The following is a 21267-nucleotide window of genomic DNA, read 5'->3' as shown; positions in this document are numbered from 1 at the left end:
CGCGGCCTGCCCGCGGCTGCGCGCGTCATGCCAGCCGCGGGATGACCATCGGCCGCCCGCTCTCCGGATCGGGCATGACCCGGCAGTCCAGGTCGAAGACCGTGCGCATGGCGTGTTCCGTCACGATCTCGTCTGCCGGGCCGCGCGCCATCACCTTGCCTGCGCGCATCATCACCACGGTCCCGGCGTGGCGGAAGGCCAGGTTGAGATCGTGCAGCACCACCACCAGCGTGCGGCCCGCCCTGTTCAGGCGGGTGCAGAGCGCCAGCAGGTCCACCTGGTGGCGGATGTCGAGGAAGGTGGTGGGCTCGTCGAGCAACAGCAGCGGCGCGCGCTGCGCCAGCACCAGCGCCAGCCAGGCGCGCTGGCGCTGCCCCCCCGACAACACATCCAGGGACTGGTCCGCCAATGCCGAGAGGTCGGTATCGGCCAGGGCGTTGCGCACCGCAAGCTCGTCTTCATCCGACCATTGGCGCAGCAGCGTCTGGTGCGGATAGCGGCCGCGCGCCACGAGGTCGAAGACCGTGACGAGTTCGGGCGCCACGGGGCTTTGCGGAAGATAGGCCAATTGACGCGCCGCTTCCTTGCGGCGCATCGCAGCCATGGGTTTGCCCCCCAGGATGATTTCCCCGGCGCTGGGCGCCAGGGCGCCGCTCAAGGCGCGCAGCAGGGTCGATTTCCCACAGCCGTTGGGACCCACTATCGCCGTGAAAGAGCCCGGCGGCGCGCTCAGCGAGACCTCCCGCAAGGCATCGTGCCTGCCATAGCGGACGGACAGGCCGTGAGCCTCGAGCAAGGGGGGAGGATGGGCGAGAGGGGAAGCAACCAGGGTCATGCGGAAGCCTTGCGCCATTCGGCGATGAGGAGGTATGCCAGATAGACGCCGCCGATGCCGGCTGTGAGCACGCCCACGGGCAGGCCCTGGCCGCCCGTGAGATGGCGCGCCGAGAGATCCGCGGCGCCCAGCAACACGGCGCCCGTCAGCGCGGCCGTGATGGGCAAGGGCCCGCCCCGGCGCACGCAGCGGCGGGCGATCTGGGGCGCGGCCAGGGCAATGAAGGCGACGGGGCCGGCCACGCTGACGGCCACCGCGGCGGCGACCACGCCCAGCAGGATGGCAATGCCGCGCGTGGCGCGCGGTGGTGCGCCCAGTGCGGTGGCCAGCCCGTCGCCCATTTCCAGGAGCGCCAGGCGGCGTGCCTGTGCCAGCGCCAGCAAGGCCATGGGCAGGCAGGCTGCGGCCAGCAAGTGGACGTCCCGCCAGGTGCTGCCCGCCACGCTGCCGTTGAGCCAGGCAGCAGCCAGGTAGGCCTGTTCCCGGCGCAGGTTGGACAGGCCGAACTGCACGAAGGCGAAGGCCAGCGCACCGACGGCGATCCCCGCGATGACCATGCGTTGCGGTGCCGAAAAGCCCGCGCCCGAACTGGCATGGACGGCGGCCGTCGCAATGAAGGCGCCCGACACGGCGCCGACCGCCAGGGGAACCACGCCCGGCCACAGCATGGACACGGTGACGGCGCCCGCCGATGCGCCCGCTGTCAGGCCGATGACGTCGGGGCTGCCCAGGGGGTTGCGCGTGATGCTCTGGAACAGCGTGCCTGACAGCCCCAGCGCGGCCCCTGCGCCCAGGGCCACCAGCGTGCGGGGCAGGCGGACGGTGTGCACCAGCCACTGTTCCAGCGTGGTGCCGCCACCGCCCAGCACGCGCAGCAGCCCATCCAGGTCCAGTCCGGGGCCCGCCAGCACGCCTGCCAGGGCGATGGCGCCAGCCAGGCACAGCAGCAGGCTGCAGTAGACGACCGTGCGCAAAAAGAAGGGCAGCGAGACGTGCCGCCCGATGCGCAGGCATTGGCGCGTCGGCAGGCCCTCGTTCGGCGGTGGGCGACAGGCGCTCATGCCGAGATCCTTGCCGAACGCCGCAGGGCCGCCAGCAGGAAGGGCGCGCCCAGCAGCGCGACGATGACGCCCGTCAGCACTTCCGCGGGGGCGCGCAGCACGCGCGCCAGGATGTCGGCGACGAGCATCAGGATCGGCCCCAGCAGCGCGCAATACAGCATCAGCCAGCGCTGGTCGGCGCCGGCCAGGCGGCGCGCCAGGTGAGGCACCGCCAGCCCCACGAAGGCAATGGGCCCCACGGCGGCGGTGGCGGCCGCGGCCAGCAGCGTCATGCAGAACAGTCCCAGCAGGCGGACCAGGCCTGCCCGGGCGCCAAGGGCGCTGGCCAGCGTGCCGCCCAGCGTCAGCAGGTTCAGGGCGCGCGCGAGCAGCGCGGCCAGCACCAGCCCGGCAGCCACATAGGGCACGGCCTGCCAGGCGGCCTGCAGGCTGTGGCCGGACAGGGAGCCGATGGCCCAGAAGCGATAGACGTCGAAGATGTCGTTGCGCACCAGCGCCACGGCCTGCACGAAGGCGAAGAGCACGGCATTCAGCGCCGCGCCCGTCAGCACCAGGCGGGCGGGATTCAAGCGGCCGCGTCCGCCTGCGCCGACCAGGTGCACGACCGCCGCGGCAGCCAGGGCGCCAGGCAGGGCGGCCCAGAATGGATGCGCCGGCATGCTGCCCGCGATCAGTGCCGTGCCGACCAAGGACGCCGCCGCGCCCGCGTTCACGCCCAGGAGGCCCGGGTCTGCAAGCGGATTGCGGGTAAGCGCCTGCGCGATCGCGCCTGATACGGCCAGCGCCGCGCCGGTCAGGATGGCCAGCACCGTGCGCGGCACGCGCGACGACACGATAAGGGAAAGGTAGCTGTCGTCGGGCTGGGTCAGCGCCTGCCAGACGGCGGCCGGGCCCAGGGTGCGAGAGCCCAGCGCCAGGCTGGCCAGTGCACAGGCCAGCAAGCCAAGCAGGGCGGCCGGAAGGCAGAGAGCATGAAGAGGGCGATGAGGCACGGAAAACAAGCAGCGATGGCGCGGTCAGCAGGGCTTCACGGAGACGATGCACGCTCGGCTGCCTGGGCCAATTGCGGACCCAGTCGGTCCAGCATCCAGGCAATCGCCAGCGGCGCACCCGAAGACGATGCCATGACCAGGCCCGGGTCGTCCAGTGCGACGTAGGCGCCTCGCCGCACGGCCGGAATGCTGGCAAAGAGCGGCACCGCCGCCACCTTGTCGCGTTCCTGCGCGTTATAGAACCAGGACACCAGCACGTCGACGTCGGCCAGCCGGTCCGCGTGCTCGAAGCCCAGATAGTGCGCGAAATGGCCGCCGCTGGCGCGCAGGTCGCGCACGGCGGGCGCCAGCGTCAGGCCCATGGCCGAGAGCGTGTCCACGCGCGGGTCGCCTGGCACGTAGGCCGCGAAGTTGCCCGAGCCGAGGTCCGCGCGCACATAGGCGAAGGACTTGCCTTGCAGCATGGGCCATTTTTTGGCGGCTTGCGCCAGGGCGTCATGGATGTCTTGCTTCACAGCTTCGGCCTTGGCCGTCTTGCCCAGCGCGGCTGCGCTCAGGTCCACCTGCGTGGGGACGGGCGTCAGGTAAGGCGCGTCGGGATAGCCCACCACGGGCACGAAAGCCGACAACTGCCGGAACGCCTGGGCGCTCATGCCGCTGAACGGCGCCAGCACGAGATCGGGCTGCAGCGCGATGATGCGCTCGACGTCCAGCTCGGGATACATGCGGATGGTCTCGGGCAGCGGCTTGCCTTGCCGCTCCAGCGCCTGGCGTACCCACGGCCAGTAGCCGTCGGCATCGCCGCCCCAGTCGGCACGGCCCACGCCCACGGGCGCCACGCCCAGCGCCAGGGCCAGGTCGTCGGCTCCCAGGCCCAGCGTGATGACGCGCCTGGGTGGCGCAGGGATGACGGCATCGCCCAGTGCGGTGGTCAGCGTCAGCGGGAAACCGGTGGCGTCGGCCCCGGCAACCGTGGGCGCCGACGAAGTACCGGCGCCATCCGCCGCCGGCGCAGGGGATGGCGCGCTGGAAGCCTCTGTGGCCGATGCCGGTGGCGTGTCCTTGCCGCCATCGCCGCACGCGGCAAGAACAGCGGCCAGGAAGCCCGCCAGCAGCAGGCGCGGCCATGCCGCGCCGTGTTTCAAGCGGCCACCCCTCATGCCGGGCGGCCTTCGGACAGGGGCTGCATCAATACTGGGCCCTCAAGGAAAGCATCACGTTGCGCGGCGCGCCATACCAGCCCTGGTTATAGAAGCCGATCTGCGAGTAGTACTTCTTGTCGAAGAGGTTGTTCACGTTCAGCGTGGCCGAGACCTTGTCGGTGAAGTCGAAGCGTGCCATGGCGTTGACCAGCGCGTAGCTGCCTTGCTGCACGTTCACGCGGCGATTGCCCGGCGCGGTTGCGAGCTGGTACATCCGATTCTGCCAGTCCACGCCGCCGCCGATGGTCAGGCGGTTCAGCTCACCTGGCAAGCGATATGTCGTATACAGCTTGAACAGGTTGCGCGGCTTGCTGGTGTTGATCGGGTTGTCGTTGGCGTCCTTGGCGACGAAGGTGGTGTAGCTGGTGGCCACGTTCCAGCCCTCCGTGACCTCGCCTGCGAGCTCCAGTTCCAGCCCGTTGACCTTGGCACCCTTCACCGCGCGGTAGGCACTCTGGTTCGTGGTGCCGGTGACCAGGTTGCCGGTGGCTTCGGCCAGATTCTCCTGTTCGGTACGGAAGAGGGAGATGCCGCTCGTCAGCAGGCCGTTCATGTGGGCTCCCTTCAGGCCGATCTCATAGCTCTTGCCGGTGACCGGAGGCAGGATTTCGCCCGCTTCGGTCCGGTAGTTCTGCGGCTTGAAGATTTCCGTGTAGCTGGCGTAGGCGGTGAAGGTATCGTTCAGGTCGACCAGCAGGCCGGCGTACGGAACGAACTCGTTCTTGTGGGAATACTGGCGTCGCGCGCCGAAGTAGTTCTGGTTGGTTTCCCAGTTGCTGAGGCGGCCGCCCACGATGAGCTTGACCGGATCGGCCAGCGAAAAGCGGCTCACGATGTAGCCACCGCTTTGCTTGTTGTCCAGGTCATCGGCCTGGGTTTTGGTGGACGACCAATTGGGCTCGGGGGTCAGGTCCTGGTCCCACTGGAAGTAGTTCGTCTGGCCGGGAAGGGGGAGCAGGGCGCGGTATTGCGGGAAGGCGACGTGGTCTTCGGAGCGCATGTAGCCAACCGCCAGCTCGTGCTCGCGACCGAACAGCTGGAACGGGCCCGACAGCGTCAGGTTGAGCGCATTGCGGCGCACGTGGCCGTCGTAATGGCTGAAGGACGGCGCGGCGCTCATGATGCCGGTGGCCCGGTCGGGATAGCCGCCGCGGAAGACCTGCTTCATGGTCGCGTCGGTCAAGGACTGGCTGTACGCGACACGTGCCTTCCAGTTGTTGGCGAACGTATGGCTCAGGTCGAGGAAGCCCGTGGTGGTGTCATTCTCGGCACGGGCCCAGCCGGCGTTGTTCGAGGCGGTGCGACCGAAATCCGTGCGCGTGCCGTCGCTGTAGAACAGCGGGAAGCCGCTGCCGAACCCGTTGTACGCGCTGGACTGGTAGGACACGCCGCCGGTCAGTTCGGTCGATCGTGTGAGGTCTGCGGTAATGACGCCATAAAGCGTCCGCCCGCGCGACTCCTGCAAGGCGGTATAGCTGTCCGAATCGGAGTACGCCGCGACCAGCCGGCCACGGATCCGGCCATTCTCGGACAGCGGAGAGGAAATATCGGCATAGCCGCGCTTGAAATCCCAACTGCCCACGGAGACACCGCCCGACAAGGCGAAGTCGCGCAGGGGGCGCTTGCGGACATAGTTGACCGCGGCCGAGGGATTGCCGGCGCCAGTCATGAGGCCGGTGGCGCCGCGCACGACTTCGACGCGGTCGAACACGGCCAGATCCAGGTTGCTTTCGCCAAAGGTCCAGGGCGACAGGTTCGGTTGCGTCAGACCGTCGAACTGATAGTTGTCGATGTCGAAGCCGCGGGCGGAGAAGGAGTAGCGGTTGGTGTCGCTGCGGGTCACCGAGACGCCGGGCGCGCTTTGCAGGGCGTCGGAGGTCGTCTGCAGGCCGCGGTCGTCCATCTGCTGGCGCGTGATCACGCTGACCGACTGCGGGGTCTCTCGCGGGGACAGCGACAGGCCCGTGGCCGTGCTCATCGCATTCGTCGTGTACGAGCGCGTGGTCTCGGTCACGCCGAGGCTGTCGGCGGTGACGGTCACGGCCTGGAGCTGGCCCGGCTGCTGCGCGGTGGCACTGCTTTGGGCCTGGGCGACGCCGGCGGCCAGCACCAGGGCGGTGTTGACCAGGAGAACCAGGGGGCGCACACGGAACGGCGCGCCAGAAGATACGAGCGGCATGCTTGCCTTCTCCAGCGATGGTATTAGGGATGGAACTGTTAATGAGAATTATTGTTTTTGTTGGATTTGCTTACGTATCGCTAAGCGCACGATCCCTATGCCAAACGCCGAAATTGCTATCCCGTCTGCGTGGCGCCGATGGCGCTACCCCGTCGGTGCAACATCACCCATCCCGCCGCGCTGAGTGCCACGCAGGCCAGCATCGCCAGCGCCATGCGCAGGGGCTGGCCATAGACCAGCGGGACGCACCAGCCGCTGATGACTGAAAACCCCATCATCTGGACGAAACCCAGCAGGGAGGCCGCCGTGCCGGACAAGGCCGGCGCGCGCGCCAGGATCCGCAAGGTCAGGGCCGGCATGACCATGGCCAGGCCGCTGGTGAAGATCGAGGGGAAGACCACCGCCCAGGGCAGGGCGGGCGCGGGCACGCTTGCCAGATAGACGGCATTGGCCGCGCAGCTGCCCGCCATCAGCAGGTAGGCGGTGAGGATCAGGCGTCCATCGGTCCAGCGTTCTGCCATGCGCGCCGCGAAGAAGGCGCCGGCCATGGCGCCGATCACGAGCGGCACGAACAAGGTGGCGAAGGCGGTTTCCGGCAGGCCCAGCGTGCCGGTGATGAAGTCTGGCGCGCCACCGATGAGAAAGGCCTGGCCGGCCACCAGCAGGCTGGCTGCCAGCGTCATGCCCAGGTAACGGCCGTCACGCAGCAGGCTGAGCAGGTTGCCGCCCAGCACGCGCCAGGACAGCGGCTGGCGGCGTTCCGGCGGCAGCGTTTCGGGCAGCCGGGTGCCGCACAGCAACAGGGCGGCCAGCGCCAGCGCCGTGAGCATCAGGAAGACGGCGCGCCAGCCCTGGTTGGCGGCCAGATGGCCGCCGATGATGGGCGCGAGCGCGGGCGAGACGTTGAACACCATGACGACATAGGACATGGTGCGGCGCGCCACCGCGCCGGTGTAGCAATCCCGCACGATGGCCTGGCCCACCACCAGCCCGGCGCCCGCGGAGAACCCCTGCAGGGCGCGGCCCGCCAGCAGCCAGTCGAAGGTGGGCGCCAGGGCGGCGACCAGCGACCCCGCGATATAGACGAGCAGCGTCGCGACGATGACCCGGCGCCGCCCGAACGAGTCCGACAGCGTGCCGTGCAGCAGCAGCATCGTGGCGTAGGCCGACATATAGACGCCCAGCGTCTGCTGCACGGCTTCCTGCGGAACGTCGAACTCCCGCCCCAGCGCGCCGAAGGCAGGCAGATAGGCGTCGATCGTGGCGGGTGCGACGCAGGCCAGCAGGCCCAGCATCAGCACCATGACGGGATAGGAGGGGAGAGAGGAACGCGGCACGGCCGTCTTTGCATCCAGGTCGGGCGCTCCGGGAAAAGGAGCGGGCCCCGCATGGTGGCGTCCGAGGGGCCGGCCGGGGGATGCACACCGCCGCTGGATGTTTGGCAAATGCCAGAGATCGCGTCAGGGTCTTTTCGGAGGGCGGACGCGGCAGCGCCTGGCGAGGCCAGGTGCTGGCGGAATCAGCTCAGTTCGCTGGGCGCGATGCCGTAACGCTCGCGAAACGCCGTCGCGAAATTGGTGGCGTGGCGGTAACCGACGAAATGCGCCGCCTGCTGCACGCTCCAGCCCTGGGCCAGTTGCTCGCGCGCCACTTCGAGCCGGCGTTCGCGCAGCCAGGTGAAGACCGAACGGTGGTAGGTGGCCTGGAACTTGGCCCGCAAGGTGCTGGGGCTCATGCAGGCCAGGCGCGCCAGGTCTTCCAGCGTATGGTCTTCGCCGGGCGCGTGATACAGGCGCTCGCGCACCCGTTCCAGCAACTGGCGGTCACGCGCGGAGGTCTGCGTTTCCTGCGCCGGCGCCTGGGAGAAGTCGGCCAGGGCATGGGCCAGCAACTGCATGCTGACGCCATCGCGCAGCAGGCCGTGCAGCGACCCTTGCCAGGTGCTGTCCAGCAATTGCTCGATGGCCTGGATCATGTGGGTCTGCACCGGCCAGCGGCGCAGGCGCAAGCCGGGCGCACGCAGGGCCTGGGCGATCATCTCGCTCAGTTGCGGGTCGCCGGCGCCGGCCGGGTCGCTCAGCGACACGTTGACGCTGCGCATGCGCTGGCCCGCCGGATGCACGCCGGTCATCGAGACCGCGTCGCCATAGACGGCGCTCAGGCCGCTCTGGGCCACCATGCGCACGTCGTCATGCTTGTCGAGCAGCGCCTGCGCCTGCCCTTGCAGCATGACGATGGTGGAAAACTGGGGGTGCATCACCGAGGTCGCTTCGTAGTGGTGATGCGCGATGATGTCCGACAGCACGAGCGTCAGGCCGGGCCGGATCGAGAACTCCTGGACGCGCCCCTCCGCCACGCACACATCATCGATGGTGTCGCGCGTGCCGGAGAGCTGGGGGAGGCGATAGCGGAAGCCCGCCTCGCTGCCCATCCGGTTGAAATCGGCAACCGTGAATCGGGTCATGGGGTTCAGATGCTGGGTCTGCGCGCCGGCGGCGCGGACAGTGCGATCAGGGATTTGAGAATAGCATATATTCTCATTTGAAACGACGATGGGATCCGTCGACGGCAGATTGGCGCGCGGGTGCTTCATGGCGGTTTCCTGTCCGGTTGGTTTCAGGCGGCGGCGTCGCCCAGGTGCTCGCCCATCGTGCGGCGATACCACTCGTGGAAGTGCAGCATGCCGTCCTCCATGGGCGACTGGTAGGGCCCGCTCTCGGAGGTGCCGCGCTTGAGCAGCGCCAGCCGGCCGGCGTCCATGCGCTCGCCGATCTCGTCATCCTCGATGGCGGTTTCCATGTAGGCCGCGCGCTGCGCCTCGACGAACTCCCGCTCGAAGAGCGCGATTTCCTCCGGGTAATAGAATTCGGCCACGTTCAGGGTTTCCTGCGGCCCTTGCGGATACAGGGTCGACAGCACCAGCACGTGCGGATACAGCTCGATCATGTGGGTCGGGAAATAGGTGACCCAGATCGCGCCGAAATCCGGCGCCGTGCCCGAGCGGAAGCCCATCAGCTTGTCGTGCCATTCGCGATAGATGTCCGAGCCCGGCTTTTCCAGTTCTTCATGCACGCCCACGCGCTGCAGGCTGTACTGATCGGCGAATTCCCAGCTCAGGTCGTCGCAGGTCACGAACTTGCCCAGCCCTGGATGGAAGGGGCCGACGTGGTAGTCCTCCAGGTAGACCTCGATGAAGGTCTTCCAGTTGTAGTGACAGTGGTGTACTTCCACGTGGTCCAGCACGTAGTCCGAGAAATCGAACTCCGGCCGCGAGAACAGCGGCGCCATGTCCTGGGCCGGGTCGCGCGGGCCCTCGAAGAGCAGTCCATGGCAGTTCTTCATGGGAAAGCGCGGCAGGTTCATGCAGGGCGTGCTGGGGAACTGGGGCGCGCCCAGGATCTCGCCACGGTCGTTGTAGGTCCAGCGGTGCAGCGGGCAGACGATGTTGCCGCCGCTGGCACGCAGGTTGCCCGCCGGGTTCGCCGGACCGGTCACGTCGCCCGTCTCGCCGCCCAGGATCAACGCCTGGCGGTGGCGGCAGACATTCGAGACCAGTTCCACGCCGTTGGGGTTGCGCACCAGCACGCGCCCGCCTTGCTCATGCGCCAGGCGGCGCCAGTCGCCCAGCTCGGGCACCAGCTTCTCGTGGCCCACGTACTGGGCGTTGCGCTTGAAGATGATCTCCTGTTCGCGCTCGAACAGTGCCTGGTCGAAGTAGGCGCGCACGTGCAGCGGGCTCAGGGCCTCGCGCACCTGCCTGAGGTGTCCAATATCGGTCATGCTCTTCGGGCTCCGTCAATCTTGGCGCCGCGCGGGTCTGGCCTCAGGCGGCCTGGACCTGCTCGGCATGCAGCCGGATGATGCGTTCATGCATCTCCAGCTTGGGACAGGTGCTGCAATAGTCCCCGTCACGCTTGCGGAAATAGTGGCAACACACCTGGCGATCGACCGCCAGCAGCGGCCTGCCGGGCGCGCCGCATTCGAAGTAGCTGCTGCGTCCCGACAGGCCCAGGCGCGCCAGCCATTGCGCCGCGCGGCATTGCGCCTGTGCGTTGGATTTCTCCCTGTCGTCGGGGCGCAGCGTCAGCAGCGCGTTCAGCACGATGTCGGCCTGCATGCATTGCGCCGCTTTCGCGCTGATGTGCACGACGCTGGACAGCTCGGCCAGCAGGCCGGCGCAGAGCGCACGCAACTGGCCGGCCACGTCGTCCATGCGGGCATGGAACACGCCGTGGCGCAGGGCATGGCGGCTGATGTGGTAGCCCGCCAGGAAACCGTCGTCCCGCCAGGGCGCCGACAGGCGCGACAGGTCGGGGACGCCGCGCGCCTCGTGTGCCGCGATGACGCCCAGGTAGATCGGCTGCCAGATCAGCAGGCCCCAGCAGCGCAGCGCCAGATAGTGCGGGCCGGCCTCGGGGTAGCGGGCCCGCCAGTGGTCGCGCAGCCTGGCGATGAGCGCGCTGTTGTCGGCGCCTGCCCGGATGCCGGGCGGGCCATCGTGGGCGATGACGCCCACCATGCCCGGCACCCGCCTGGCCGCGTTGGCCAACACGCTTTCCAGCTCGGTGCTCACCGCCGCCTCCTCCCGTCCATGTCCGGCGTCGTCAGGTTGCTCACGCCGCGGCCCGTACGTTGACCGCCGGCATCGACGCGTCGGCATCCAGCCACGCGGGCCGATGCACGGCGATGGGGTTGTCCAGGCGTTCGGCCATCTGGAAGCTGCCGATGGGGTCTGCCAGGTTCACCATCTGCAGGTTGTTGGCCAGTTGCAGGCGATTCAGGCACGAATGAATCATGTCGGGCGCATAGAGATCGTACTGGCGGTATTTTTCCAGATATTCCGGATGCGCTTCCTGGTAGGCCTGGATGCGGCCCGCCACGCGCGCCCAGAAGGCATCCTCGGTGCAGCAGCCGCTGTCCACCAGCACCTGGCTCAGGTGGCGGAAGTAGCCGTCGAACACGTCCACGAAGATCGTCAGCAGCTTGAAGTCCTCGGGCACGTCGGCCAGCATGCGGCGCACGTTGTCGGGCACCCGCGCATCGGGGTTCAGGATGGTGGATTCCTCGGCGATGTCCTTCATGAAGGCGCGCACCGGCACGTGGTCTTCCACCACCAGGATCAGGTTCTCGCCGTGCGGCATGAAGATCAGGTCGTGGGCGTAGAAGCAGTGCACCAGCGGGGTCAGGTAGGCGTCGATGTAGCGGTCCAGCCAGTCGGCCACCGGCAGGCCGGAGGCTTCGATCAGCGCGGGCAGCAGCGCGTTGCCGTCGCGGTCCACGTGCAGCAGCGCGGCCATCGTCATCAGGCGTTGGTTCGAGGCGATGCGCAGATAGGGATTCTCGCGCCAGAGCGCCGAGAACATCTTCTTGTAGGGGGTGTCGGCGCTGATGGCGGCTTCGTAGTAGTAATTGCGAAAGCCCAGCGAGGCCACTTCGCGCAGGATGCTGAAGCCGTTCTCACGCAGGAAGGGATCGGCCTGGATCAGCCCGTGCGTGTATTCGTTGATGGCGGGCGTGCCGGACATGTAATAGGGCGACAGGCCGCGCATGAAACCCATGTTCAGGATGGACAGCGAGGTCTTCACGTAGCGCTTGCGCGGCTGGCTGACGTTGAAGAAGGTGCGGATGGACTGCTGGGCCAGGTATTCGTCTTCGCCGTAGCCCAGGCACACGATCTTGCGCGTGGCGACGTACGAGGCGAAGGCGATGGACAGCTTGTTGAACCACTGCCACGGATGGGCCGGCATGAAGTGATAGTCGGCCGGGTCCAGGCCCTGGGCGCGCAAGGCCTCCGTGTATTCCGCGACCTTGGCCTCGCCGATCTCCTCGCGCATCAGGTCATCGTAGTTCATGTCGGACAGGCACGCGAAATGGGCGTTGTCCTTGTGCACCGCCAGCCACATCACCTGCAGGGGCGAAGCAGCCTCGGGCGCATAGACGTGGTAGTCGTGCGAATCGAAGCCCAGGCGGCCGTTGTTGGCGACGAAGCAGGGGTGGCCTTCGATCATCGAGGTCTCGATGACCTGATAGTCGGCCAGCGCCAGCTCGGCGGCCGGCAGGGCGTCGCGCGTGAGCTTGTAGGCGCTGCCGTGCAGCGTGCTGGAAATCTCGTCCAGGTAGACGGGCAGCCGGTCTTCCGGGATGCCCAGCGCCTTGCGGATCTCGATGATGAATTGCAGCGCATCCAGCTCGGCGGCCGCGCCGGCCACCGACTTCTCGATGGAGTCGGCGCGCACGCGCCAGTGACGCAGCGCCATGCGCTGCGCGTCGAAGTGATAGACCGCGTGGCCGTCGTCCACGGTCAGGCGATAGCGCTCGAAGCCAGGGGTGTCGGCGGTGCCCACGCGTTCGGGCACCAGCAGCAGTTCATGGGCGTACTCGGCGATCGCCTTGCGCACCAGCAGGCGGTTGGCGCGGGCCCATACGCCGGGCTCGAGGTGGCGGGCGATGTCGGCGGGGTGCTGCGTCGATTGGGGGCTCATGCGGTGTGCTCCTGGAGAGTGGCCGTTGCGAAATCGTCGCGGGTGCAGAAGGCGATGCCCGCGGTCTTGCCGCGCAGTTGGGCCTGGCCGTCATAGACGAAGCCGACGGCGCGGTTCAGCGCGTGGATGGGAGTGTTGTGGATGTCCGGCTCGACCACCACGCGCGTGGCGTGCAGGCGGTCGAACAGGAAGCGCATCACGAAGGTGATGGCGCGCCGCGTGTAGCCGCTGATGCGCACGCGCGGCGGCCCCACGAAAATGTGCATGCCGAGGTCGCCGGCGCGCACGGGATAGTGCTCGCCCAGCTCGTCATGGGCGGGGTCGTAGATCTCGACCAGGAAGGCCGGCTGGCCATCGCAGTAGGCCAGTCCGGCGCAGGCGTGGCCGCTGTCGACCAGGTCCTGGTAGAACGCCTGTACCTGCGCGATGCTGTAGTCCTGCATGGCCCAGAAGCGCGCGTAGTCCTGCACGAACCAGCTGTGCAGCAGCGCGGCGTCCGTCGCCGGATCCAGCGTGCGCAGCGTGAAGCCTTCGGGCGGCGGCGCGATGCGCAGCGCGCGCGTTTCCTCGAGCAGCCCGCGCGCGAAGGCCGCAGGCAGGAAATGATCGGTCTGCCGCTGCGTCATACGCTGGCCGCCATGTCGTCGGTGGCGCGGATCGGCGCCGTGCCGCGGTGATTCAGCACGCCCGAGAGCGGCGGCACGAAATCCTGCAGGGCGATGCGTTCCTCGACCTTGTAGTGTTCGACACCGGTGATCTCGCGCAGGATCTGCGAGTTGCGATGGCAGCAGAAGCCCAGGTCGGGGCTGCTGACGCCGTGGCCCATCAGCCCGCCGTTCTGCACGAAGATCTCGCCGCCGTGCTGGTCGATGCTGTAGTTGCGGGCAACGCGATAGCGGCCGTCGGCGCGCCAGCGGATGCGGTCGCGGATGGGGTTCAGGAAGGCCGGCACGGCCTGCGTGTAGCCCGTGGCCAGCACCAGCCCGTCCGTGACGTGCCGGTAGTCCGTGCCATAGTCCACGTGATGGAAGTCCAGGTGGTAGAGCCCCGTCGCGGGGTCGTGCCGGCTGGCGCGCAGCTCGGCGTTGGTGGTCAGGGTGTAGCGGCGGTCGCCGGCCTGTATCTTCTGGTCCAGCAGGTCGTAGATCTGGTTGATCAGCGTGGCGTTCATGCCCTTGTACAGGCTGTTCTGCTGGGTCAGCACCTGGCGCTGGCGCGCCTCGGGCAGGCCGAAGAAATAGTCGGTGTAGTCGGGCGAAATCAGTTCCAGCGTGAGCTTGGTGTTCTCCATCTGGAAGAAGCGCGGCGAGCGCGTGATCCAGGCAAGGCTGTAGGCGTGCTTGTCGCTGTCGCGCAGCAGGTCGTGGAAGACCTCGCCCGCGCTCTGGCCGCTGCCCACCACCGTGATGGAGCGCTTCTTCTGCAGTTCGGCCTTGGCGCGCAAGTAGTCGGCGCTGTGCACATAAGGCGCTTCGGCAGGGTTGCAGAAGCTGGGCAGCGTGGGCTGGGTGCCCAGGCCCAGCACCAGCTTGCGCGCCCGCAGCATGAAGCGTTCGCCGGTGCCCGCGTGCTGGCCGCTGACCAGGTAGGTGTCCGTGTCGGGGTCGCGCAGCACGCTGTGCACCTCGGTGCCGAAGCGCAGATTGGGCAGGCGGGACACGGCCCACTGGCAATAGCGGTTGTACTCGGCGCGGCTCAGGTAGTGGTTCTCGCGCATGTAGTACGAATAGATGCGCCCGGTCTGCTTGCAGTAGTTCAGGTAGCTGAATTCGCTGCGCGGATCGGCCAGGCTGACCAGGTCGGCCAGGAAAGGGTTCTGCAGCGTCGAGTCCTGGATCAGCATGCCGGGATGCCAGTCGAAGCCCGACTTGCGTTCGAGGAAGAGGGCGCGCACGCCGGGCAGCGGCGCGCTCAGGCAGGCCAGGCCCAGGTTGAAGGGGCCCAGGCCGATGGCAAGGAAGTCATAGGTGTCGCGGTTCATGGTCTAGCCTCGTGGCGGGATCGATGGCGGCAGCGCGGGAAAATGCGCCTGCCGGTCTGTCTGGGAAACAGCCATCGGGCCTGCTCAATCCGGCGGTGCCGGGCGGGTGCGGACCCGCAGACGGATGAACGTGCTGGGCAGTGCGTGGATCGATCTTGCGTCAGGGCGCATGGGACGAACTCCTTCACTTGTTGCGTATTGTTCTTATTCTCAGGTGCAAACACTCTAACGAATGACGCAAGCTTGTGGCGTGACGAAGGGTTCTAGAGAACAGTACCCATATGCACCCTGGCATCCGGCATAGGGTCTGCTAGGCCTTTGAAATGTTTAATATTTTTCTGGAATTTGACGTTTCAGCCCGATGACTGAGGTCCCGATTTTGCTCTCGGGCACAGGCGCGCGCGGTCACGCCGCGCGGGCGTGGCCGGGCGAAAAAATGGAAAAAGGAGGCAGGCTCAGGACTTGGCGCGGGCCGGCCAGGTCATGGCGATGACGCCGGCCACGACGCAGACGAGCCCTATCCAGGCGGTGGCGCCCAGTTGCTCGCCAAGGAACAGCACGCCGATGCCCACGCCGATGGGCACGCGCAGGTAGGCGACCGACGTGGTGCCGATGGCGCCCAGCGTGTGCACCAGGCGGAAATAGATCACGAAGGCCAGCGCGGTCGAGAAGACCGACAGGCCGAGCAACGCAAGGAGGGAGGCGCCCGACGGCGCCAGCGTCCAGGGATGGTCCACGATCAGGCTCGCGGGAATCAGGATGGCCGCGCCGCACAGCATGGAACCCGCCGCCGGCAGGATCGGATGCAGCCCTTTGAACGACCTGCCGAAGATGGCGGCGCCGGCGTAGCAGACCGTGGCGGCGACAACGGCGATCTGCGCCAGCAGCTCCCTGCCCAATCCGTCCAGCGCCTGGACGCCAACAATGAGGCTGGTACCCAGCAGACCCGCGACCACGCCGAAGACCCTGCGCCCGTTCACGACTTCGTGCCGGGTGATCAGTGCCGTCAAGAGGAAGGCGAAGATGGGCGAGGTCGAATTGAGGATGGTTGCCAGGCCGGCGTCCACCGTGAGCTCGGCCCAGGCGATCAGCGTGAAGGGGACGACGCTGTTCAGGCAGGCCTGGAACAGGAAGCGCCTCCAGGTGGTGGCGTCCGTGGGCAGGCGCAGGCCCTGCCAGCGCATGACCGCGAGCAGGATCGCACCGGCGATGAGCGTGCGCGCGGCAATCAGCGTGACGGGCGGGATGGTGGCCACCCCGATCTTGATGAAGCTGTACGACGCGCCCCACAGCGTGGCCAGCACAAACAGGAGCGCGAATTCGCGGGCAAGGCTGGGGACGGGGGTGGCGGCGGCCGGCTGCATGGGGTCTTCTTGTCAGACGCGCCAGGGCAAGGCGCTCCGGCGACTATGCCCCCATCGTCCCACGCGCGTCAACGCGCATGCTTCGGCTTCGGCCGAGCCGTGGCGTCCACGTCACGCCAGGCGTGCCTCAGTGATGCAGCATGGCCGCCGGCGCGTCCAGCCAGTGGACGCTGAAGCGCCGGTCCGGGTCCGTCCACACGGGGCCGGGCCGGAAGCCCGCCTGGCTTGCCAGCGCGCGCAGGCCGTGCACCGTGAACTTGTGCGAGCTTTCCGTGTGCAGCGACTCGCCCTCGTCGAAATCGAAGCGCTGTCCCGCCACCGTCACCGTCTGGGCGCGGCGGCTGACCAGATGCATTTCGATGCGGCGCAAGCCGGGGTGGTACAGCGCATGATGCGCATAGCCATCGAGGTCGAAATCCGTGCCCAGCTCGCTGTTGGCGCGCCGCAGCAGGTTCAGGTTGAAGGCGGCGGTGACGCCTTGCGCGTCGTTGTAGGCGGCATGCAGCAGCGCCGGATCCTTCACCAGGTCGACGCCGATGAGCAGGCTGCCGCCGCGCAGCAGCCTTGCCGCCTGGCGCAGGAAGGCCAGCGCCTCACCAGGCGCGAAGTTGCCCAGCGTGGAGCCGGGGAAGAAACCGATACGCCGGCGGCCGGCGTGCTGCGCGGGCAGGGTGAAGGCCCGGGTATAGTCGGCCACCACGGGTGTCACGTCCAGACCCGGCAGGCGGGCGCGCAGGCTTTGCACGGCCGCGCCCAGGTGCTCGCCCGAGATGTCGATGGGCACGTAGCGCGGCATCGCGTTGCGCGCCTGCAGCGCGGCCAGCAACTGGCCCACCTTGTTCAAGGAACCCGCACCGAATTCGACCAGGTCGGCATCGGCGCCGATGCGCGCGGCCATCTCCGGGGCGTGCGCGGCCAGGATGCCCAGCTCGGTGCGGGTGGGGTAGTACTCCGGCAATTCGCAGATCTCGTCGAACAGCGCCGAGCCGCGCGCATCATAGAAATACTTCGGCGAGATGGCGCGCACGGGTTGCGACAGGCCTTCCAGCAGGTCGTGCTCGAAATCGCTGATCCGCGGCGGCGTGGCGTGGGCAAGGGCAGGCGGGTTCATGTCAGAGATCCTTGGCCAGGCGCAGGCCCGAGAATTGCCAGCGCGTCGCCGGCGGGAAGAAGTTGCGATAGCTGGGCCGCGTGTGTCCTGGCGGGGTGGCGACGCTGCCGCCGCGCAGCACCAGCTGGCCCACCATGAACTTGCCGTTGTATTCCGATGCCACGCCCGGCTGCGGCTTGAAGCCCGGATAGGGGTCATAGGAGGAACGGGTCCACTGCCACACCTGGTCGCACATGCCCGTGAGCCCCGCGGTGCCGCAAGCGGCCTCCCATTCGAACTCGGTCGGCAGGCGCGCGCCGGCCCATTCGGCATAGGCGCAGGCTTCATAGAAACTCAGTTGCGAGACCGGCTCTTCGGGCCGCAAGGGCTTCACGCCCTGCAGGCCGAACACATGCCAGCCCGTGTGACGCGTGCGCGCCGCCAGGCGCGGATCGCCGGAAGACAGCCAATAAGCGGGCGCCTGCCAGTTTTCCTGCTGCACGCGTGCCCAGCCTTCCGACAGCCACAGCTCGGCGCGGTGGTAGCCGCCATCGGCAATGAAACTCTCGAAATCGCCACAGCTCACCAGCCTGTCGGCCAGCGCGTATGGGTGCAGCAGCGCCGTATGGCGGGGCGTCTCGTTGTCGAAGACGAAGCCGTCATCGGGCAACTGGCCGCCGATGTCGGCCAGTCCGCCTTCGAAGGCCAGCCAGCGCAGCGGCTTGGGCTGCGCCACCAGGCACACGAGCGGCTCGGGCTCCGGTTGATAGGCAGGCAGCAGCGGATTGCACCAGAGCGCGTGCAGGATGTCGGTCAGGATCAGTTCCTGGTGCTGCTGCTCGTGTTGCAGCCCCAGCGACAGCAGGGGCGCGATGCTGCTCCACAGTGCCGCATCGGCCGATTCCAGCAACTGCTGCATGGCGTCGTCGACGTGGCGCCGGTAGGCCAGCACCTCGTCCAGCGCCGGGCGCGTCAGCAGGCCGCGCTGCGGCCGGGGATGGCGCGGCCCCAGCGCTTCGTAATAGGAGTTGAACAGATAGTGGAAGCTGGGATCGAAGACCCGATAGCCGCTGGCATGGGGCCGCAGGATCATCGTCTCGAAGAACCAGGTGGTGTGCGCCAGGTGCCACTTGGTGGGGCTGGCATCCGGCATGGACTGCACGCATTGGTCTTCGGCCGAGAGCGGCGCGGCCAGTGCAAGGCTGTAGGTGCGCACGGCCAGGTAATGCTGCTGGCCTTGCCAGGCGGGCGTGATCTGCAGGGTGGGGCGGGTGGCGTGCATGTGAGCTCCTTGCTCGGCCCGCGCGGGCGCGCGGCTGCCGCTTGACCGCGCAGGCCGCCGTCGGGCGGCGAGACGCCTGGTACCAGGGCATAAGCTTCAAGCCTAGGGGAATAAGGCCGCGGGGAATGTCACAAATCTGGGCGTGATGTGACAGGGGCTCAGCGGGAAGGGGAGGCTTGCCATGCAGGGACGCGGCCCGGCGCCGGCCATTCCTGGCTGTCAGCGATGGAAATAATTGCGGGCACTGGCAGCGGGGATGGAAAAAACAAAGGCGCCGCATTGGCATGCGGCGCCTTTCGTTTTCTGGAATTTTGGTGGAGCGGAGGAGGATCGAACTCCCGACCTTCGCATTGCGAACGCGACGCTCTCCCAGCTGAGCTACCGCCCCAAAGAAGCGAGATTCTAGCAGATTTCCTGTCCCTGGAAAGCGGTCATTCCCCGCCGACTTCGCAAACGGCGCATGGCCGGCTGCGGTAGCCTTGCGGCTGCGCAAAGGCGTCACCTCACAGACGCCTGGTGGCTGACTTCCTGCGACACGGCGACACATGACTTCTGCTGACTCCCGTCTTCCCACACTCGATGTCCTGCGCGGCTTTGCCCTCTTCGGCATCCTGCAGGTCAACATCATGCTGTTCGCGTCGGCGTATTACGGCCTGTCGGGCAGCGACGACGTCCCGCCCTGGGGCGTGCTGGTGTCGCTGGTCTTCGAGTTCAAGTTCTACCTGCTGTTCTCCTTCCTGTTCGGCTATGGCGTGGCCTTGCAGCTTGCCAGCCGGCAGGCGCGCGGACTGGCGGGGCCGGGCGCGATGCCGCGCCGCCTCATTGGCTTGTTCGTGCTGGGCGTGGCGCACGGCGTGCTGCTGTATCCCGGAGACATCCTGACCACCTATGCCGTGCTGGGCGCGTTGTTATTGGCCGCGCATGCTTGGCCAACGCGCCGCCGGGTGGGGGGGGCGGTGGTGCTGACGCTGGCCAGCGCCGCGCTGTGGCTCGGCATCGCGGCGCTGGCGTGGCAGTTCCCGGACATCGGCAAGGACACGGCGGTGTTCGACGAGGCGGAGGCGGCGCTGGCGGCCTACCGCGGCACGCCGATGTCGGTCATCACACAGAACGTGGAAACCCTGGGAGAGATGGCGTGGGTCATCCTGCTGGTGCAGGGGCCTGGGGCGTTCGCGATGTTCCTGTTGGGAACGGTGGCCGCGGCGCGCGGGCTGCTGGCCAGCGAGGACGCCTGGCGGGCCTGGCTGCCGCGTGCCTGCCGGCTGGGCCTGGCGGTGGGACTGCCCGGCGCCGTGTTCTACGCCTATACGGCGCACTTCCTGTCCGCGTCCCCCTGGGTCAGCGTGGGCCTGGCGGTGGCAATGGTGACCGCGCCATGCCTGACGCTGGGCTGGTCGGGGCTGGTGCTGATCGCGCTGGATCGCGCGCGGGGCCATGCCTGGGCGTTGCGCTTGTCGGCGTTGATGACGGCGGCCGGCCGCATGTCGCTGACGAACTACCTGGCGCAATCGCTCGCCTGCGCGTTCATCTTCCACGCCTACGGGCTGGCGCTGATCGACCGCGTGCCCCTGGCGCTGGCGGGAGGCCTGGGGCTGCTGATCTATGGCGCGCAGATGCTGGCCAGCCGGTGGTGGCTGCAACGCTACCGCCACGGCCCCGTGGAGTGGCTGTTGCGCGCCTGGACCCACGGCCAGTTGCCGCCCTGGCGCCTGCCCGCCAAGGCGCAGGGGGATTAGAACGTCAGCGTTGCGATGACAGGGGTGTGATCCGACGGCTGCGTGTTGCCGCGCGGGCCCTTGTCGATGTCGCAGGCCGTGCACACCTCGCGCAGCGGGTCCGACAGCAGGATGTGGTCGATGCGCAGGCCCGCGTTGCGGCGGAAACCCATCATCCGGTAATCCCACCAGCTGAAGGACTTGGGCGGCTGCTCGAAGAGGCGGAAGGCGTCCGACAGGCCCAGGCCGATCAACTGCTTCAACGCGTCGCGCTCGGGCGGCGAGACATGCACGCCGCCTTCCCACTTGGCCGGGTCGTGCACGTCCTCGTCGGCGGGCGCGATGTTGTAGTCGCCCAGCACCGCCAGCCGCGGGTAACGCGCAAGCTCGCTTTTCAGCCAGTCGCGCAGGGCCAGGAACCATTCCAGCTTGTAGACGTACTTGTCGCTGTCCAGGGCCTGGCCGTTAGGGCAATAGACGCAGACGACGCGCACGGGGCCGGCCGGCGAGGGCAGGGTGGTGGCGATGACGCGGCGCTGGATATCGGTGTAGTTGCCGATGTCGCGCGTGACGTCCTCGCCCGGCTCGCGCGACAGGATGGCCACGCCGTTATAGGTTTTCTGGCCGGTCCAGACCGCGTGATAGCCGATGTCGGTGAAGGCCTGCTGCGGGAACTTGTCGTCGGTGAGCTTGAGCTCCTGCAGGCCCAGCGCATCGACGGGGTTGTCGCGCAGCCAGTCCAGCACCTGCGGCAGGCGCACATTCAGGGAGTTCACGTTCCAGGTGGCTAGTTTCACGGCAGATCTCGGATCGGTGTGCCGCGCGCGTGTCGGCGCGCGCACGAAAAAGAAGTGGGCGGATTGTACCGGCGGCCAGTCAGGGGCCCTGCACGTGATGCAGCCACCACGGCGCCAGCCAGGCAACCAGTCCGCCGATCACCGCCGCCATCAGGCACGTGCTGGCCGGCAGGCCCAGCCATGCCGTGACCAGTCCGCCCGCCAGCGCGTGCCCTCGTTGCATGCGGATACACCCTGGGCGGCAACAGGCCCCGGGGCTTCAGTAACATCCTCCCCGACGCGTTTGC

Annotated in this window: 18 protein-coding genes and 1 tRNA gene; 1 reads left to right on the top strand and 18 read right to left on the bottom strand. The window is 67.9% G+C overall.

Translation table 11 applies throughout. The annotated features are described in order from the left end of the window. Positions 1-25 precede the first annotated feature (25 nt). The 16 genes from ODI_RS12510 to ODI_RS12435 form a co-directional block, all read right to left on the bottom strand. Positions 26-835, bottom strand: coding sequence for an ABC transporter ATP-binding protein (locus ODI_RS12510; RefSeq protein WP_067758961.1), 810 nt, complete (start codon positions 833-835; stop codon positions 26-28). Then, on the bottom strand, positions 832-1896 hold the full coding sequence (locus tag ODI_RS12505; protein ID WP_067758778.1) for a FecCD family ABC transporter permease: 1065 nt from the start codon (positions 1894-1896) through the stop codon (positions 832-834). Before ODI_RS12505 ends, ODI_RS12510 begins: the two co-directional genes overlap by 4 nt. Further along, positions 1893-2837, bottom strand: a complete 945-nt coding sequence (locus ODI_RS12500) for a FecCD family ABC transporter permease (RefSeq protein WP_231968044.1) — start codon at positions 2835-2837, stop codon at positions 1893-1895. Before ODI_RS12500 ends, ODI_RS12505 begins: the two co-directional genes overlap by 4 nt. A gap of 86 nt (positions 2838-2923) precedes the next feature. Beyond that, positions 2924-4033 (bottom strand): ABC transporter substrate-binding protein, encoded by a 1110-nt coding sequence (locus ODI_RS12495; protein ID WP_231968043.1) that lies wholly within the window; start codon positions 4031-4033, stop codon positions 2924-2926. 43 nt (positions 4034-4076) lie between these two features. Then, on the bottom strand, positions 4077-6269 hold the full coding sequence (gene fauA, locus ODI_RS12490) for a TonB-dependent alcaligin siderophore receptor FauA (protein ID WP_067758781.1): 2193 nt from the start codon (positions 6267-6269) through the stop codon (positions 4077-4079). Between the two features lie 116 nt (positions 6270-6385). Next, on the bottom strand, positions 6386-7573 hold the full coding sequence (locus ODI_RS12485; protein ID WP_067758784.1) for a multidrug effflux MFS transporter: 1188 nt from the start codon (positions 7571-7573) through the stop codon (positions 6386-6388). Positions 7574-7788: 215 nt separating this feature from the next. Next, on the bottom strand, positions 7789-8733 hold the full coding sequence (locus tag ODI_RS12480; protein ID WP_067758970.1) for a helix-turn-helix transcriptional regulator: 945 nt from the start codon (positions 8731-8733) through the stop codon (positions 7789-7791). Between the two features lie 152 nt (positions 8734-8885). Continuing rightward, positions 8886-10049 (bottom strand): aromatic ring-hydroxylating oxygenase subunit alpha, encoded by a 1164-nt coding sequence (locus tag ODI_RS12475; protein WP_067758787.1) that lies wholly within the window; start codon positions 10047-10049, stop codon positions 8886-8888. 43 nt (positions 10050-10092) lie between these two features. Then, positions 10093-10842, bottom strand: a complete 750-nt coding sequence (locus tag ODI_RS12470; protein ID WP_067758788.1) for a siderophore ferric iron reductase — start codon at positions 10840-10842, stop codon at positions 10093-10095. A gap of 40 nt (positions 10843-10882) precedes the next feature. Continuing rightward, on the bottom strand, positions 10883-12751 hold the full coding sequence (locus tag ODI_RS12465) for an IucA/IucC family protein (RefSeq protein WP_067758791.1): 1869 nt from the start codon (positions 12749-12751) through the stop codon (positions 10883-10885). Then, on the bottom strand, positions 12748-13377 hold the full coding sequence (locus tag ODI_RS12460; protein ID WP_067758794.1) for a GNAT family N-acetyltransferase: 630 nt from the start codon (positions 13375-13377) through the stop codon (positions 12748-12750). Before ODI_RS12460 ends, ODI_RS12465 begins: the two co-directional genes overlap by 4 nt. Then, positions 13374-14732 (bottom strand): lysine N(6)-hydroxylase/L-ornithine N(5)-oxygenase family protein, encoded by a 1359-nt coding sequence (locus ODI_RS12455; RefSeq protein ID WP_067758797.1) that lies wholly within the window; start codon positions 14730-14732, stop codon positions 13374-13376. Before ODI_RS12455 ends, ODI_RS12460 begins: the two co-directional genes overlap by 4 nt. A gap of 455 nt (positions 14733-15187) precedes the next feature. Then, positions 15188-16096 (bottom strand): DMT family transporter, encoded by a 909-nt coding sequence (locus tag ODI_RS12450; RefSeq protein WP_067758799.1) that lies wholly within the window; start codon positions 16094-16096, stop codon positions 15188-15190. 127 nt (positions 16097-16223) lie between these two features. Further along, positions 16224-17207, bottom strand: coding sequence for an L-histidine N(alpha)-methyltransferase (gene egtD, locus ODI_RS12445; RefSeq protein WP_067758802.1), 984 nt, complete (start codon positions 17205-17207; stop codon positions 16224-16226). A gap of 1 nt (position 17208) precedes the next feature. Further along, positions 17209-18468 carry an ergothioneine biosynthesis protein EgtB gene (egtB, locus tag ODI_RS12440; RefSeq protein ID WP_067758805.1) on the bottom strand — a complete coding sequence of 420 codons (1260 nt, stop codon included), beginning with the start codon at positions 18466-18468 and terminating at the stop codon, positions 17209-17211. 312 nt (positions 18469-18780) lie between these two features. After that, positions 18781-18856: transfer RNA gene (locus tag ODI_RS12435), tRNA-Ala, on the bottom strand. 157 nt (positions 18857-19013) lie between these two features. On the opposite strand from ODI_RS12435, the gene ODI_RS12430 reads away from it, so the two are divergent. Beyond that, entirely contained in the window at positions 19014-20204 is a 1191-nt protein-coding gene (locus ODI_RS12430) for a DUF418 domain-containing protein (RefSeq protein ID WP_067758808.1), read from the top strand. Here the strand turns inward: ODI_RS12430 and xth are convergent. Together xth and ODI_RS22300 are read right to left on the bottom strand one after the other, a co-directional pair. Beyond that, the gene (gene xth / locus ODI_RS12425) at positions 20201-20980 is read right to left on the bottom strand and encodes an exodeoxyribonuclease III (RefSeq protein ID WP_067758810.1); all 780 of its coding nucleotides are present in this window, start codon (positions 20978-20980) and stop codon (positions 20201-20203) included. The two genes, ODI_RS12430 and xth, sit on opposite strands and share 4 nt — an antisense overlap. A 79-nt stretch (positions 20981-21059) precedes the next feature. Further along, a complete protein-coding gene (locus tag ODI_RS22300) occupies positions 21060-21203 on the bottom strand; it encodes a hypothetical protein (protein ID WP_157929755.1) in 144 nt (47 codons plus the stop codon). Positions 21204-21267: the final 64 nt, after the last annotated feature.

The sequence above is a fragment of the Orrella dioscoreae genome, from assembly GCF_900089455.2.
Classification (GTDB): domain Bacteria; phylum Pseudomonadota; class Gammaproteobacteria; order Burkholderiales; family Burkholderiaceae_B; genus Orrella; species Orrella dioscoreae.
The sequence above is the reverse complement of the archived record's forward strand: the minus strand, read 5'-3'. Positions and strand labels throughout refer to the sequence as shown.